We start from the raw sequence: 15749 nt of genomic DNA, 5'->3' as shown, positions 1-15749 counted from the left end.
CACTCCGTCTGGTCAGTTGCTCGGCGGGAAGACGCGCGCGATGACGGCCTTGGCTTCCGGAGAGTCCACCTTGTCGGCCGTCACAAGCGGCATGACCAGCGCAAGGTCCTTGGATACCGGTGCACCGGTCAGCGCGTTGTAGACCTGCTGGGTCCCGTCGATGCCCTGCCCCACCGCTTCCTGGAAGAAGATGCCCTGGATGGCGTTGGACTTCAGCAGCGCGATCGTGGTCGGACTCCCGTCGGCGACGGCGATGCCGACCTTGCCGGTCTGTCCGCGGGTTTGAAGAACCTTCGCAGCACCCGTCCCGGCCTCGTCATACATGCCGTAGATCGCCTTGATGTCGGGATGGGCCGTCAGCATATCGTTCGCCTGCGTGACGGCCTCATTGACCGTCAGGCCGCGGGTTTCCAGCATCTGCGCAAGTTCGCAACCGTCGGCCTTGAAGGACTCCTCGGCACCTTTCAGGTACTTCTGAGCATTCTCTCGGTCCTGCGGCAGCGACAGCACTCCCACCTGGTTTCCCCCTCGCTCCTTTGCAAGCTTGCACACGAAGCTGCCCTGCGCCTTGCCGGTCTCATAGTTGTTCGCCGTGACTGCAGAGGTGTAGTCGGTCTGGCCGGGCTGAGGCCCGATACCGGCAAACGAAACGGGAATGTTCTGGGACTTCAGATAGGCGAGCAGCGGCGGCGTGCTGGTCGAGCTCACCGGGCCGATGACGACCGCGCTGACGCCCTTGGTGACGGCGGTGCGCGCATTGTCCATCTGCTTGGCCGGGGAGTTCTCGGACGTGTACTCGACGTAGTCCATCCCGAGCTCCTTGGCCTTCTCCTTCACGCCATAACCGACCCACTGCCAATAGGAGATATCAAGCGACGGCGCGAGATAGGCGACGGTCTTCTTATCCTGCGCGTGGACAGAACCCGCCAGTCCGATGCCGACGGCGACCAGACCGAACACCAGGGTGCGGCTCATTTCAGATATTGATTTCATGTCTTTCCCTCCTCCTCATTGAGCCGGTATACAACCGACTGCTGGTTGTCAGCCCGCACTGCGCCGGGCCTTGCCGAAGCGGTCGATGAGGACCGCGATCAGGATGGCAAGGCCGGTGACGGAGCCCTGCCAGAAACTGTTGATGCCGATGAGATTGACGCCGTTCTGGATCACCGTGATCATCAGTGCGCCGAGGACGGCGCCGACCGCGGTTCCCGTGCCGCCGAGAAGGCTCGCCCCGCCGATCACCACGGCCGCGATCGCCTGAAGCATCAGACTGGCGCCGGCCGTCGATTCCGCGTTCAGGATATAGGAAATCGTCAGCAGTCCCGAAAAGGACGACAGAAGGGACGAAGCGACATAGGCGAAGAACTTTGTGCGTTTGACCGGGATGCCCAGCAGATAGGCGGCCGCAGCGCTGCTGCCCACGGCGTAGAACCAGCGCCCGGCGACGACCTTCTTCAGGAAGATCTCGATGGCGACCAGCAGGACGACACAGAACAGGATGTAGTTCGGCATGCCAGGCACGATGCTGCCGGCATTGAGCAGCCAGTAATCGGGATCCGGGATCGGCATGGAGCGGCCATTGGTGACGATGAAGGCGAGCGACCCCGCGACGGCGAAGGTGATCAGGGTGACCACGAACGGCGCAAGGCCCGCGACCGTGACCAGTAAGCCGTTGATGGAGCCGAAGAGGAGTCCGACGGCGAGACCGGCGAGGCTGGAGGTGATCCCGCCGAAGCCGCTTGCCATGACCTGCGCCGTCACCATGCCGGTCAGCGAAAAGACCGAGCCGACGGACAGATCGATGCCACCGGTTATGACCACCAGGAGGACACCGAGCGACATGATGATCAGCGGCGCACCCGCCTGGGTGATGTTCGAAAAATTCCCCCAGCTCAGCGCCTGGGGAACCTGCGACCCGACGGCAAGACCTAGGATGACCATTGCCACTGCGATCGCGATTTCCGTCCGGTATGCACTGAGGAGACTGTCGCGATTTCTGGTGGCCTGTGGAGACGGCTCCACTGCGCGTGCCTCTTCTGTCGATGTTGGAATCATGTCGCCATTCCTGTCAGTTCTGCGAGCCTGTCCTCGCTCATGTCCTGCCGTTCGATGATGCCGGAGGCGCAACCCTCGGTGTCGAATGCAACGATCCGGTCGCATACTTCGAGGAGCTCGGCATTCTCGGTCGACCACCACACGATGATCGTTCCCGTCGACGCCATCTGCCGGATAAGCTGGTAGATTTCCTTCTTGGTGCGGATATCGACACCCCGCGTCGGCTCTTCGAGCACAAGCAGGCTCGACGGCAAGCCGAGCCACCGTGCCAGAAGCAACTTCTGCTGGGTACCGCCGCTCAGCGTTGCGGGTAGATCCCAGATCGAGGCGGCTTTCACACTGAGAGCCTGCAGCAAGTCCACGCATTCCAGGCGTTCGCGACCTGAGATGAACGTGGCACCCCGGACAACCCGGCGCGACGCCAGCACGTTGTCAATGATCGGAAGGCTGTGAAGAATACCCTTGTGGGTCCGGTCGCCAGTGACAAAACCGGCGCCGGCCGCAGCCGCCCTCCTAGGAGAGGCGAAGCGCTCTGGCCAACCCGCGCGCGACACCGTCCAACGCTTCGCCTGAGCGGCTCCGACCAGGGCCGAGATCAGCGTCGCGGGACCGGCGGGCGCGCCCGCCACTCCAAGGATCGTCCCGGGAGAAAGCGTGATCTCGAGATCCGCCTCCCGGATCGACAGCGGCTCTCCCTTCATTCCGTTCCGGTCCACGGCCGCGCTCGACGCAGAATGCGACGCAGCGACCTGCCCCATCTTCTCGATGATCGCGACATCGGAAAGTTCGGAAAGCGCCAAGCGGTCGACGATGGTGCGGCCATCGCGGATGATCGTGCAGACGTCCGCGATCTGACGGATTTCCTTCATCCGGTGCGACACGAAGACGACGGACAGCCCTGTCTCGCGGGTCAAACGGCGGAGCACGGAAAACAAGCGGCTCGTCTCGGCGGCCGTCAAGTTCGCCGTCGGCTCGTCGAGAAGAATGAGTTCGGCGCCTGACGAAAGCGCTCGGGCAATCTCGACCATCTGGCCCTCGTGAAGGCTGAGGTCTTCCACGAGCCGGTGCAGGGATCTGGCTGCGAACTCCGGATCGATCATCGCCAAAGCTTCGAACGCCTTCTCGATCGACAGCCTTTTTTTCACCGCCGCGAAACCCCTGCGGTAGTGCGGTAAGGTGATGTTCTCGGCGACGCTAAGGTGGGGAAGAAGGGCAAGCTCCTGATGGACGACCGCTACCCTGGCGCGGCCCTCGGCATCGGTGCGCGGCGCCCCACTCGGATCGAAGAAGCTAATGTCGCCGTCCCCTTTCGAGGCCGACCCCGTGATGATGTGGATCATCGTCGACTTGCCGGCACCGTTACCCCCGAGCAGAGCGTGGATCTCGCCACGCGCCACGGAGAAGTCGACGCCCTTGAGAACCGACGTCGCCCCATACGACTTCGTCAGTCCCTTGACGCTGACAACCGGATTTCGCGTCTCGACCATGATCCCGCCCTCAGTAGATCGTCAGAGCCGGGATGAAGCTGACGGCGAGCAGCAGCAGCATCGCCATCCCGAAATACGGCCACAGCTCGCTGGTCGTCGCCCCAAGCGGCGCCTTGGCGATCGACGACGAGATAAAGAGCGTCGTGCCGATGGGCGGGGTGTAGAGCCCGATGCCGAGATTGATCACCATCATCAGGCCGAGTTGCACCCGGTCGAGACCGATCGCATCGGCAAGGGGCACGAAGATCGGCCCCAGCAGCAGTATGGCAGGCGGCATGTCCAAAGGCATCCCGACGATCAGCATCAGAATGTTCATCATCAGGATGATGACGACGGGACTGGAAATGTGGGTCGCCACCCACTCGGCCATCTGCTGCGGCGCCTGGTCGAAGGTCAGCACCCAGCCGACGGCCGCACTTCCCATGATGACGAGCATGACCACGCCGGTCGCGACCCCGGCTTCCACCATGTTGTCGCAGAAGCGCTTCCAGGTGAGGTCCCGGTAGAACAGCAGGCTGAGCAGCAGCGAGTAGACCACTGAAAGGACCGAGACCTCCGTCGGCGTTGCAAAACCGAAACGCAGGAGGACAACAATCAGAATGGGTAGGACGACCGCCGGGAAGCTCTGAACGGCAAGCTTGGCCAGGTCCCGCTTCCGAACCTTGACGGCCTGCGCTTCGTAGCCCCGCCGCACGGAGATGAACCAGCAGACGAAAATGAAGCTGAGCGCCATGATCAACCCGGGCAGGATTCCGGAGATGAACAGGTCGCCGATGCTGACGCCGCTGATCAGGGCATAAAGGATCATCGGGATCGACGGTGGGATGAGGACGTCGATGACCGCGGAGGTTGCGTTGTTGGCCGCGCAAAGGGCCGGCGGAAAGCCTTGGCGCTTCTGCCAGGGAATGAGGACGGATCCGAGAGCGCTCGCATTGGCCACCGCCGAACCGGACACCCCACCGAAGACGACGGAGGAGACGACGGTGGTCGAAAGTGGCCCGCCGCGCCAGCGCTGCATGGCGCGGGACGCCAGTTCGAGAAGCTGGCGGCCGAGCTCGCCGCCGAGCATCAGGGTTCCAGCGAGCATGAAGAAGGGCAGCGCAAGCATCGGAAAGGATTGCGTCTGGTCGTAGACCTGTTGCGCCACCACCGACAAAGGGACGTAGCCGTTGAACAGCACTCCAAGGCCGGCCGCGATGATCAGGGCATAGCCGACCGGAACGGCCAGCACCATGAGAACGCAGAAGGAGATGATCATGACAAGGGTCATAGCGGCATCTCCCCGGATCCGATCACCGTCCGGTGCCCCCAGCCGAGGCGCAAGACACGTAGCGTTGCCGAAACGGTCACGATCGACACCAGAAGCGCACCGATAGCGAGCGCGTAATATCCGATACTGTTGGGCAGCTGCAGGACCGGGCTGTGCTCGACGCCTGCGATCTCGGCGACCACGACGGCCTGATAGCCGAGCACGAGGAAGGCTGCCACGCTGATTGCGTTCGCGATCACGAAGGCGGCGATCCGCGAGCGCCCCTCAAGCTGGTCGTACAGCCACTCGACCGCCATGTGTCCACCCGCCTGCGCGGCGATGACGATTCCCGCCAGGATGAAGAGCGGGAAGATCAGCAGCGGCAGTTCCTGGGCGAAAGAGAAGCCGCCGCTCTGCAGCGTGTAGCGGGCAAGCACATTGGCAGTCGTCACCACGGTCAGCGCAATGCCGCTGGCAATGATGATGAAACGGGACAGCGCAACGATGGCGCCGGCCGTCGTGTCGACGGCCTTCAGCACGTTTTCCATAGATGACTCCGCGTCATGGCAAAGGCCGGTCAGGCCTTTGCCTCCGCTTCAACCTTGCTGACGAAATCGCCGAAGGGCTTTTTCTTCCAGCTCTCGGCGACAGCGGCGGTCGCCTTCACGAAGGCTTCCCGATCCACGTCCACGACTTCGATCGCCGTGTTCTTCCTGAAGGCGCCGAGAACTTCGGACGCCTTCTCATTCGACAGCGTCCGCTGCAGCGCTCCCGCCTCCTTCGCCGCCGCCTTGACGGCGTCGAGGTCGGCGCCGAGCCGGGCCTCGGCGATCTTCGACATCAGGAAGGGCGTCGACTCCCACTTATGTGCCGTCAGGCTGATGAACCTGTTGACCTCGTGGAGCTTCGAGCTCTCGATGTTGGCGAGCGGGTTTTCCTGTCCGTCGACCACGCCTTGCTGCAGGGCGATATACAACTCGCCGAACGCGATCTGTTCCGTGCCGGCTCCAAGAGCTTGGAAGATGTCGATCGTCATCGGATCCGCGGGCGTGCGTATCTTCAGGCCGGCGAGATCGTTCGGGGCGGCGACCTTGCGTTTGGAATTCGTCAGGTGGCGAATTCCGTTGTCCCACCAGTCCAACGGTACGACGCCGACGGCTTCGAAACGCTTGTTCAGATCCTCACCGACCGGACCGCCGAGAACTTGGATCGCTTTCTCGGTATCGCCGAAAAGAAACGGCAGACCAAGCGCGGCAAGCTCCGGCACGATTGCCGAGGTGGCGCCCTGGCTGTTTGCAGTAAAATCCAGTGCACCGGTGCGCAGGCTGGTAAGCATCGCCGAGTCGCTGCCGAGCGTCTCAGCACCCGCGACGTTGATCTTCACACGGCCGTCGGTCTTCTGAGCCACGAGCTCGGCGAATTTGGCGGCGGCGACTGTCCGGGGATTGCCTGGAGCAGCGCCGTGACCCAATGTCAGTGCCGTGCCTGCCTGCGCCGGACGCACGGTCGTAAGAAGTGCGGGGGCAGCCAGGGCTGCCGCCGTCGCTACCAGAAATCTGCGTCTGTTGGTCTGCAAGCTCATCTTCTCCTCCATTATGTGCTCCCATCAGAACTCGGCTCTCCTCCTGAAAGAACCGAGTCCCGTCCCTATGTTCCCAGCCAGGACTTGATCGACGACGTCACGCGACTGGTCGCCAGACCGTATTGGTCGTGGAGCGTCGGCAGCGCGCCGGCCTCCAGGAATTGGTCCGGCAATGCGATCTGCCGGAATGCGGCAGGCGCGACGCCGGCACGCAGCAGCGTGCCCGCCACGGCCTCTCCTAGGCCCCCGATGACAGTGTGGTTCTCCGCCACGACGACCAGGCGGCCGCTCTTGCGGCACTCCGTCAGAATGGCTTCCTCGTCCAAAGGCTTGATGGTCGGCACGTGAAGCACCGCCGCGTCGACGCCGTCCTTGCGAAGCTCCTTTGCCGCCTCGAGGGCGCGCATCGTCATCAGCCCCGACGATATGATCAGGGTGTCGCGGCCATCCCGCAGGAGTTTCGCCTTTCCGAGTTCGAACTTGTAATCATATTCGTCCAGCACGAGGGGAACGTTGCCGCGCAGGAGCCGCATATAGACGGGCCCCTTGTAGGCGGAGATCGCCGGCACCGCCTGCTCGATCTCGAGCGCGTCGCAGGGGTCGATGATCGTCAGGTTCGGCATGCCGCGGAACATGGCGATGTCTTCGGTGGCTTGATGGCTTGGCCCGTAGCCCGTGGTCAAGCCAGGCAATGCGCAGACGATCTTGACGTCGAGCATCTCCTCGGCGATCGCCAGGCAGATGAAGTCATATGCGCGCCGGGAAGCGAAGACCGCATAGGTCGTGACCCATGGCTGAAAGCCTTCACGCGCCATGCCCGCGGCCGACATCATCAGCAGCTGTTCGGCCATTCCCATCTGGTAGAAGCGGTCGGGATGCGCCGCTCGGAAGACATGAAGATCGGTGTATTTTGCGAGGTCCGCCGACATGCCGACGATCCGCTCATCCTTTTCCGCGAGCGCCGCCAGCGTCTTTCCAAATGGAGCCGGCTTCGTCGGCTGGTCGGCGCTCGCGATCGAGGCGATCATCGCCGAGGTCGTCAGCCGCGGCCGGTCGCTTCCCTGCGAAAGATGAGTCGGGCGTATGTATTTCGAGCGCCTCATGCTTCAACTCCCGCATCGATGATCCTGATTGCCTCGGCCCACTCGTCTGCCTCTACCCGGAGGAAGTGATTGCGCTCGCGAGCCTCGAGGAACGGGACACCTTTCGCCATTTTCGTGTCGCATATGATGATGCGCGGCTCCGGCCCGGCGTGAGTGCGCGCGGCGTCGAATGCCTTGACCAGCGCGCTGATATCGTTGCCGTCGATCCGTTGGACGAACCAACCGAAGGCTTCGAACTTTGGAGCGAGCGGCTCGAAATTCAGGACGCCGAGCGAAGGGCCGTCCGCCTGCATCTGGTTGACGTCGACGATCCCGATAAGGTTGTCGAGCTTGTAAGAGCCGGCCGACATCGCCGCCTCCCAGGTCGAGCCTTCGTCGAGCTCGCCGTCGGAAAAGAGGTTGTATACGAAGGATTGCGACTTCTTGCGTTTGAGGGCGAGGCACATGCCGACGGCGATGCCGAGCCCGTGCCCAAGAGAGCCGCCGGTGATTTCCATGCCCGGCGTGTAGGCGGCCATTCCAGACATCGGCAGCCTGCTTTCGTCGGTGCCGTATGTCTCCAATTCGTCCTCGGGGATGATCTTCGCCTCAATAAGGGCGGCATAGAGCGCGATCGCGTAATGTCCGATCGAAAGCAGGAACCTGTCGCGGCCCTCCCATTCCGGGTCCTCCGACCGGTAGTTTGTGGCGTGGAAGTAGGCAACGGCGAGCACATCAGCCACGCCGAGGGCTTGGGCGATGTAACCCTGGCCTTGGACTTCGCCCATCCGCAGGGCGTTGCGGCGAATTCGTCGCGCGCGCTCGGTAAGGCTGATGTTATGACCAATCTGGCTCATTCTTGAAAAACGCCTTTCAAAGACACCGGAATTCCATTCGCCGATCAGTGGATCAGCATGCCGCCATTGACGTCGATCACGGCGCCGGTGACATAGGCGGACAGGTCCGATGCCAGGAACAGATAGATGTTGGCGACGTCGCTCGCTTCACCGAGCCGGCTCAAAGGAATGCCCTTGATGATATCAACCCGCATCTGGTCAGTAAGCTTTCCGCCGGTGATATCGGTCTGGATCAGTCCCGGTGTGACAGAGTTCACGCGGATGCCCGCAGGGCCGAATTCGCGAGCCATTGCCTTCGCGAGCCCGAGAACACCGGCCTTGGCCGCCGAATAATGTGGCCCGCCAAAAATCCCGCCGCCGCGTTGGGCCGAAACGGAAGACATGCATGCAATCGAGCCGCCGCCTTGGTCGCGCATCTGCGGAATGAAGGCCTGGCTGAGAAAGAGTACGCCGGTCATGTTCACCGCGACGATGCGATGCCAATCCGCTTCGGAAATTTCCAGCGTCGCGACAGGCTGCGTTATACCGGCATTGTTGATCAGAGCATCGACGCGTCCGAACGTTGCAACCACCGCGTCGGCGGAAGCCTGGCAGGACGCCTTGTCGGCCACATCGCAACGCAGACCGATGTGGTCACCGCCGGCAACGGTCGGCAGGGTGGCGGCAGCTTCCTTGGCTGCGCCAGCGTCGATGTCGAGGATTGCCACTCTGGCCCCGTGTTCGGCGAAAAGCTGCGCGGTTGCACGGCCGATACCGCGCCTGCTTGCCGCGCCCGAAATGACCGCGGTCTTTCCTTCCAAAAGCATATGATCTCCTCCTGACGCTCTCCCGGCGTCCGGTTCTCTTCCCCGCAGCGATCGTCACTGCGACGGCCATAGTTCTGGCCGAACGGAGAGGAGTCATCAAACGCCAAGTTTACATCAGTAGGTGAATCTGTTTCACTAATCGCATGCTCAATACGATCTCGCTTTCCGCCATGCGAATATTTGAAGCAGCCGCCAGGCTCGGTTCGTTTCGCCGTGCGGCAGAGGAGCTGAACCTGTCTCCGAGCGCTGTCAGCCATGCTATCGTGCGGTTGGAAAGCGATCTGGGGGCGAGTCTTTTCGAACGCAACACAAGAAGCATTGCACTGACGCTTGCAGGTCAGACGCTGCTGCTGCACGCGTCGAACGCCTTCGAAGAGCTGCGGCGCGGTGTTGAACTCATTTCATCCAAAAAGGCTCAACTCCTGCGACTGCACTGTGCGCCGAGCTTCGCCGCACAAGTCCTTTCGCCGCGTCTGCCGGGTTTTCTCAAGGAGAATCCCGGCATCGAAGTAAGGGTGGCCGCCAGTACTAACTATGCCCGTTTCGTCGACAATCTGTTCGACGCGGACATCGTCTATGGCGAGCCGCAAAACCGCGACGATCTCATCGTGATCCCGTTGGGTGAGGAGCTTGTCTTTCCAATGTGCTCACCGGAGGTAGCGCAGCGCCTCAAGTCTCCGCGCGACCTGCTGCGCCATCCCCTGATCAGAAGCGACCTGAAAAGGATACAGTGGATCGACTGGTTCGAAGCCAATCAGATCGGCTCTCCGCCACCGCCCGCGATGAGTTTCGACAGAAGCTTTCTTGCCCTGGACGCTGCCGTGAACAGCCTGGGCGTGGCGCTCGAATCCAACATCCTCGCCGCTCGCGAGCTCGAAAGTGGAAAGCTCGTGCGGCCCTTTTCGGCAGGGTCCCGCGACAACAGGTACATAGGACATTACCTTGCCTATCCGAAGACCGGCACGCAGCGGCGACTGGCCCGAATTTTCGCAGATTGGCTCATACAGAACATGCACCGTTCGACCGCTGCCGCAACAACCTTGTGAGGTTCGGCGGCTCGGCTTCGATCGAGATCGTCGTCCGCGACGGACGCCGTGCCGCGCTTAAAAGGTGAGCTGCACCTTGCAGGCGGACGCGCGGTCGCCGGCGAGGATGAAGGCTGCGGTGGCTTGTTCGAGCGGCAGGCTGTGACTGATGATCGGCCGGACATCGATCTTGCGGCTGGAGATCAGATCGACGGCGGTTGCAAATTCCTCGTGGAAACGCTGAGTTCCGTGGAGTTGAAGCTCCTTGCCGACGATGGCGTTGAGAGGGATCGGGACGTCTCCCGAGACGCCGACCTGCACGATCGTTCCGCGCGGCCTGATGGTGGCAATCGCGCTGCGGATTGCCGGGGCGGCGGCCGAGCATTCGAAGACGAGATCGAAATAGCCCTTTCCCGCCTCGAATCCGGCAAGCGCCTGGGCATCCTTGGCAACATTGTACGTGCGGCTGGCGCCCATCGCCTTGGCCCTGGTGAGCGCCGCATCCGCGAGATCGGTGACCACAACCTCGCTCGCACCATGATAACAGGCGACGGCAACCATCAGGGCGCCGATCGGGCCGGCTCCGGTGATCAGGACACGTTTGCCGGCGATATCTCCTGCACGCGATGCGGCGTGCAGGCAGACGGAGAGCGGCTCGCTACAGGCCGCCTCTGCGGCAGTTGTCGCAACTCCGACCGCAAAGCACTGCCTGGCCGGCACCACCAGCCATTCCCGGAACATGCCCTGCTCATGCGGCAGGCGCATTGCGCTGCCCATGAAGCGCATTTCCAGGCAGTGGATCGGCATTGCCTTGTGGCAATATTCGCAATGTCCGCAAGGTTGGCTGGGATTGACCGCCACCAGCGTACCGGCTTTCAGATCGACGCCTTCGGCTGCTTGGCTCACTGTTCCCGCTGCCTCGTGGCCCGGGATGATCGGCTCGCGAACCCTGACCGGCCCGAAGCCGCCGTCCTGATAGTAGTGCAGGTCGGAACCGCAGATGCCTGCGGCCGCCATTTTGAGGAGCACCTCGCCGGGACCGAGAGCTGCAACCGCGGCGGTCTCGATTCTGAGATCGCCCTTTTGGTAGAGCCGAGCCACACGTGTCCGCATCTTCCGCTCCTATCTCAGCAGTCCAAGCTGCTGCGGCAGCCACAGCGATATGGCCGGGACGAAGGTGATCAGGATCAGCGCCAGGAAGAGCGGCACCAGCCAAGGCAAGATCGCCATGGTCGTGCGTTCGACGGATAGTTTCGCGACCCTCGACAGCACGAAAAGCACCATGCCGAGCGGTGGATGCAGCAGACCGATCATCAGGTTCAACGTCATGATGAGACCGAACTGGACGGGATCGATCCCGAATTTCAGGACGATCGGCAGAAGGATCGGCACGAGGATGGTGATGGCCGCGATCGTGTCCAGGAAGCAGCCGACGAAGAGCATCAAGAGGTTCACCAAGATCAGGAAAACCCATTTGTTGTCGGTGATCGACAGGATCGCATCGGACAGCAGCTGGGCCGCCTGGCTCACCGTCAGCAGCCACGCAAAGACCGATGCCGCAGTGACGATGAAGAGAACGGAAGCCGTCGTCTCGATCGTATCGAAGCTTGCCTTGGCGAGCGTCGAGGGTGTCATCGTACGGTAGCGCACCAGACCGAGGAACAAAGACCAAAGGACGGCTGCGACGGCGGCCTCCGTCGGCGTGAACCAGCCCATCGTCATGCCGCCGATCAGGATGACGGGCGTCATCAGCGCCATAACGGCGGAAAAGCGGAAATACCAGTCGAGGGCGAGAAGCAGAGCAAGGGCAATGCCCGCCGCAACATTCATCGATACGCCCGCCCGCATCAGCAGATAGATGGCCAACGGCACCGCCAAGACGACGACGATTTCCATCCCCGCCGACAGCAGCTGCTTCACATCGAACGGCGCGTCGGAGCCCCACCGCTTCCAATAGGCAAAAGCGGCGACAGTGATCATCATCAGCAGCGTCATGACGATGCCGGGCAGGATGCCCGCCATGAAAAGAGCGCCGATCGAGACGTTCGCCATCATGCCGTAGATCACGAAAGGCAGCGACGGCGGGAAGATCGGGCCGAGCGTCGCCGAAGCCGCCGTCACGCCAACTGCGGCCTCGACCGGATAGCCATGATCCTTCATCGCCTTGATCTCGATCGTGCCGATCCCCGCCGCATCGGCGAGCGCAGTGCCGGACATGCCGGAGAAGATCACGGAACCGATGATGTTGACCTGCGCGAGACCACCTTTCATCCAGCCGACGAGAGCGACGGCGAAGGAATAGATGCGGCCGGTGACGCCCGCCGAGTTCATCAGGTTGCCCGCAAGGATGAAGAACGGGACAGCGAGCAGCGGGAAGCTTTCAACGCCAGCGATCATGCGCTGGGCGACGATGATGTCGGGTGCGATGCCGTAGAGGACGATGTAAAGCACCGATGCGACGGCCATCGAGATGGCAACGGGCACCCCGACCAGCATCAGCACCAGAAACGAGCCAAGAAGCAGTAGCATCGGATCAATCCTCGATGGTCTGGAATTCTTCGGGGCGCTCCAGAACGGAGTAGCCGCGGCGGATGTTGGCGATGAAGACGATGACCGCGCGGATCAACATCAGCACGAAGGCGATGAGAACGCTGTAGAAGACGATGTTGCGCGGCAGGTCGATGGTGACCATCTGCTCGTCGGCGACGATATCGACGTAGCGCCACATCAGGTGGCAGCCATAGGCGAAAAAGCCGATGCGGACGATATCGACGAAGGTGGCAAGCACGCGCGCCAGGCCCGCAGGCATATAGTGATAGAACACATCGACCTGGATATGCCGCGAGGTGCGCACGCACATGACGGAACCCAGAAAGACGACGCCGATCAGGCAGTTGATGGCGATTTCCTCGGTCCATGCGTAGCTGTCGTTCAGCACATAACGCGTGAAGAACTGAAGGAAGACGCAACCCGCCATCAGCCAGAAGACGATCAGCGTGATCCAGTCTTCAATGGCATAGTCCGAGATGTTTGCAGTCGGCGCGTGCCCTTCGAACTCGTGACCGATTTCTTCGGCCGTGATTTGCGTATGGATTTCTTGCGACATGATCGGCCTTGTTCCAGTCGGAATGAAGGAACGCGGCGCCTTACGGCGCCGCGCCGCGAGTCTTACTGGATCGCGCGGATTGCTTCCCAATCGGCCTTCTGGTAACCGAAATCTTCGAACTTGACCTTTTCCATCACGGTTTTTTCGAAATCGGTCTTGTCGACCTCAGCGACATTCAGGCCCTTTTCCTTGAAGGTCGCGATAAGGCTGTTTTCCTTGCCGGCGATCGTCTTGCTCGTGCGCTCGGCGGCCTCCTGCATGACCTCGCCGAGGATCTTCTTGTCCTCGTCGGAAAGGCTCGCCCACCGCGTCTTCGAGACCACGGTGTTGAGGTGATCGACGATGTGGCCGGTGAGGATGATGTTCTTCTGGACTTCGTAGAACTTCTTCGCCTCGATCGTCGTCAGCGGGTTTTCCTGCGCCTCGACCGTGCCGTTCTGTAGAGCGAGATAGACTTCGGCAAAGGCGATCGGCGTGGTGTTGGCGCCGCAGGCGCGCGGCATGGCGAGATAGGCCGGAACATCAGGCACGCGGATCTTCAAGCCCGCCATATCGGCGCATTTGGCAATCGGCTTGTTTGAAGTCGTATGGCGCGTGCCGTAATAGCTGACGGCGGCGATGTGGTTGCCGGTCTTGTCTTCATAGCCTTTGGCAAGACGCTTGAAGACATCGCTCTTGGTATAGGCGATCAGGTGATCGGGACCGCGGAAGATATAGGGGAAGTAGGTTACGCCGATCGGCTTGTAGTCGCGTGCCGCAAAGCTCGATCCCGAGATGATGATGTCGACCGTCCCGAGCTTGAGGCCCTGGTTGATGTCGGCTTCCTTGCCGAGCTGCGAGGCCGGGTAGACCTCGATCTTATAACGCCCGTCGGTTCGCTTGTTGATCTCTTCCGCAGCCCACACGGAATCGGTGTGGAAGGGCTCGGACGTTTCATAGACATGCGCCCATTTCAGCACTGTCTGGGCATGCGCAATCGCGCTGCTCGCCATGATCGCCGCTGCGGTGCAAAGTATCGTTGCCAGTCTCTTCTTCATCGCTCTCTCCTCCGAGCTCGGTTAAATCTTGGTCGTTCCTTTCGCGGGGCCTTTGCTGCGGCCGCGCTCCTCCTCTCCCGAAAGCTCCTCCCCGAAACTCTCGGAAAACCTCTTCTGCGACATGGTGAGATGGGCGCGCATGGCCGCCTTGGCGCCCGCCGCATCGCCGGCGGCGATGGCGTCGCGAATGGCCCGATGCTCGTCCACGGCGCTGCGCCACGTTCCCGGCCCCTCGAAATGGCTCGCGAGCCTCGCGAAGTAAGGGGTCATGCGCATGTCGAACATTTCGCCCGTCACGCGGATCAATGTCGCATTGCCGACGATGGCGGCAATGCCGGTGTGGAAGGCGCGATCGGCAGAAAGCACCGCGCTCGCATCATTGACCACGCCGCTCATCCGCAGCAGCGTTTCATCGAGCAGAGCGATATCCGCCGGCTTGGCGCGGCCTGCGGCTTCTTCGGCAATGGCGCATTCGATGAGGGCGCGCGCCTGCAGCAGCTCGAAAGGCCCTTCCACCGGTTCCCGCTCGGCGCCAGTGACGGTCGCGGCATGCTGGCGCACGACATAGATGCCGGATCCCATGCGAATATTGACGAAGCCTTCGACCTCCAGGACGATCAGCGCTTCGCGGACGGTCGGACGTGAGACCGACAATTGCTCCGCCAGGTCGCGCTCCGCCGGCAGCCGCTGACCGACGGCGAGCTCGCCGCTCGCGATCATCAAGCGAATCTGATCCGCGACCTGCCGGTAAAGACGGCGGGATTCAACAGGCGAAAACATCGTGGCCTCCTCCGGCGGCTTCTCCTCAAGCGCGCAGCTGGTCAATTGGCCTGACCAATTCGGCATAGATATCACCGCTGGAGTTGTGCGTCAATCCGCCGCATAAACTCAAAAGGAGAGTTCAGGGCATAGGCCGAGCAGGCATACAAAAAACCCCGCCGAAGCGGGGTTCTTTGCGAAAGGAATAATCAGTTGTTATGCGCGGCGCAGGCCTCATCCATCGGCGTGGCGTTGCTCGTACCGCCCTGCGTCTGAAGATTGTCGGAGTTGTTGACCGGATTGGGGCACTTGGGCCTGTTGGTTTTCATAGTGCCGGTGGTCGTGGAGCCGGTCGTGGTGGTATCGGTCACCATCGGCTTTTTGGCCTTCATTTCGCCGCTTGCACCGCCACCTTGATCGGCCTGGTTTTTATCGATCGTGGCGCCGGCTGGTGCCGGATTGGACTGTGCGAAAGCAGACGTGGCCATGCCGATGGCGACAAGCGAAGCTGCTATGAGTTTCATACGCATCCTGATGTCCTCCTTGGGATCTTTGCGTGATCAGGCAGAACCTCGCCCACAGCTCATTGTTCCGCATTTCCTGCTTACAAACATCCCATAAGCTCTGGAGCCCGGTCGCGACCAAGGATCAAGGGCGAGGGTGAGACAGAGTCAGGAAGTGAGTGATGGCCAGGCGTGCCGGCC

At 61.8% G+C, this 15749-nt stretch carries 16 protein-coding genes; 1 reads left to right on the top strand and 15 read right to left on the bottom strand.

Annotated features, from left to right (window positions below):
- Window positions 1-12: 12 nt before the first annotated feature.
- From ACMUVN_RS18775 to ACMUVN_RS18735, 9 genes are all read right to left on the bottom strand, one after another.
- Window positions 13-975 (bottom strand): substrate-binding domain-containing protein, encoded by a 963-nt coding sequence (locus tag ACMUVN_RS18775; protein WP_409527194.1) that lies wholly within the window; start codon window positions 973-975, stop codon window positions 13-15.
- 66 nt (window positions 976-1041) lie between these two features.
- Window positions 1042-2055 carry an ABC transporter permease gene (locus ACMUVN_RS18770; RefSeq protein WP_097543347.1) on the bottom strand — a complete coding sequence of 338 codons (1014 nt, stop codon included), beginning with the start codon at window positions 2053-2055 and terminating at the stop codon, window positions 1042-1044.
- Window positions 2052-3542, bottom strand: a complete 1491-nt coding sequence (locus ACMUVN_RS18765; RefSeq protein ID WP_097543346.1) for an ATP-binding cassette domain-containing protein — start codon at window positions 3540-3542, stop codon at window positions 2052-2054. Before ACMUVN_RS18765 ends, ACMUVN_RS18770 begins: the two co-directional genes overlap by 4 nt.
- Window positions 3543-3552: 10 nt before the next feature.
- A complete protein-coding gene (locus ACMUVN_RS18760) occupies window positions 3553-4812 on the bottom strand; it encodes a TRAP transporter large permease subunit (RefSeq protein WP_028756905.1) in 1260 nt (419 codons plus the stop codon).
- Window positions 4809-5339, bottom strand: a complete 531-nt coding sequence (locus ACMUVN_RS18755) for a TRAP transporter small permease (protein WP_028756906.1) — start codon at window positions 5337-5339, stop codon at window positions 4809-4811. Before ACMUVN_RS18755 ends, ACMUVN_RS18760 begins: the two co-directional genes overlap by 4 nt.
- 29 nt (window positions 5340-5368) lie before the next feature.
- Window positions 5369-6373 (bottom strand): TRAP transporter substrate-binding protein, encoded by a 1005-nt coding sequence (locus ACMUVN_RS18750; protein ID WP_028756907.1) that lies wholly within the window; start codon window positions 6371-6373, stop codon window positions 5369-5371.
- Between the two features lie 65 nt (window positions 6374-6438).
- A complete protein-coding gene (locus tag ACMUVN_RS18745) occupies window positions 6439-7476 on the bottom strand; it encodes a transketolase family protein (protein WP_028756908.1) in 1038 nt (345 codons plus the stop codon).
- On the bottom strand, window positions 7473-8312 hold the full coding sequence (locus ACMUVN_RS18740; RefSeq protein ID WP_028756909.1) for a transketolase: 840 nt from the start codon (window positions 8310-8312) through the stop codon (window positions 7473-7475). The genes ACMUVN_RS18745 and ACMUVN_RS18740 overlap by 4 nt, the downstream gene beginning before the upstream one ends.
- 44 nt (window positions 8313-8356) lie before the next feature.
- The gene (locus tag ACMUVN_RS18735) at window positions 8357-9118 is read right to left on the bottom strand and encodes an SDR family NAD(P)-dependent oxidoreductase (RefSeq protein WP_028756910.1); all 762 of its coding nucleotides are present in this window, start codon (window positions 9116-9118) and stop codon (window positions 8357-8359) included.
- A gap of 143 nt (window positions 9119-9261) precedes the next feature.
- Between ACMUVN_RS18735 and ACMUVN_RS18730 the strand changes: the two genes are divergently transcribed.
- Window positions 9262-10164, top strand: coding sequence for a LysR substrate-binding domain-containing protein (locus ACMUVN_RS18730; RefSeq protein ID WP_028756911.1), 903 nt, complete (start codon window positions 9262-9264; stop codon window positions 10162-10164).
- A 57-nt stretch (window positions 10165-10221) separates the two neighbouring features.
- Here ACMUVN_RS18730 and ACMUVN_RS18725 read toward each other — a convergent pair whose 3' ends face one another.
- From ACMUVN_RS18725 to ACMUVN_RS18700, 6 genes are all read right to left on the bottom strand, one after another.
- Window positions 10222-11256, bottom strand: a complete 1035-nt coding sequence (locus ACMUVN_RS18725; protein ID WP_028756912.1) for an L-idonate 5-dehydrogenase — start codon at window positions 11254-11256, stop codon at window positions 10222-10224.
- Window positions 11257-11265: 9 nt separating this feature from the next.
- A complete protein-coding gene (locus ACMUVN_RS18720) occupies window positions 11266-12672 on the bottom strand; it encodes a TRAP transporter large permease (RefSeq protein WP_028756913.1) in 1407 nt (468 codons plus the stop codon).
- Between the two features lie 4 nt (window positions 12673-12676).
- On the bottom strand, window positions 12677-13249 hold the full coding sequence (locus ACMUVN_RS18715) for a TRAP transporter small permease (protein ID WP_028756914.1): 573 nt from the start codon (window positions 13247-13249) through the stop codon (window positions 12677-12679).
- Window positions 13250-13311: 62 nt separating this feature from the next.
- On the bottom strand, window positions 13312-14286 hold the full coding sequence (locus tag ACMUVN_RS18710; protein ID WP_132574866.1) for a sialic acid TRAP transporter substrate-binding protein SiaP: 975 nt from the start codon (window positions 14284-14286) through the stop codon (window positions 13312-13314).
- 21 nt (window positions 14287-14307) lie between these two features.
- The gene (locus ACMUVN_RS18705) at window positions 14308-15066 is read right to left on the bottom strand and encodes a FadR/GntR family transcriptional regulator (RefSeq protein ID WP_063474078.1); all 759 of its coding nucleotides are present in this window, start codon (window positions 15064-15066) and stop codon (window positions 14308-14310) included.
- A gap of 188 nt (window positions 15067-15254) precedes the next feature.
- Window positions 15255-15575 carry a hypothetical protein gene (locus tag ACMUVN_RS18700; RefSeq protein ID WP_097543341.1) on the bottom strand — a complete coding sequence of 107 codons (321 nt, stop codon included), beginning with the start codon at window positions 15573-15575 and terminating at the stop codon, window positions 15255-15257.
- Window positions 15576-15749 lie beyond the last annotated feature (174 nt).

It is taken from the genome of Rhizobium sp. IY2 (assembly GCF_047532935.1).
Classification (GTDB): domain Bacteria; phylum Pseudomonadota; class Alphaproteobacteria; order Rhizobiales; family Rhizobiaceae; genus Rhizobium; species Rhizobium anhuiense.
This window is presented reverse-complemented; position numbering and strand designations above follow the sequence as displayed.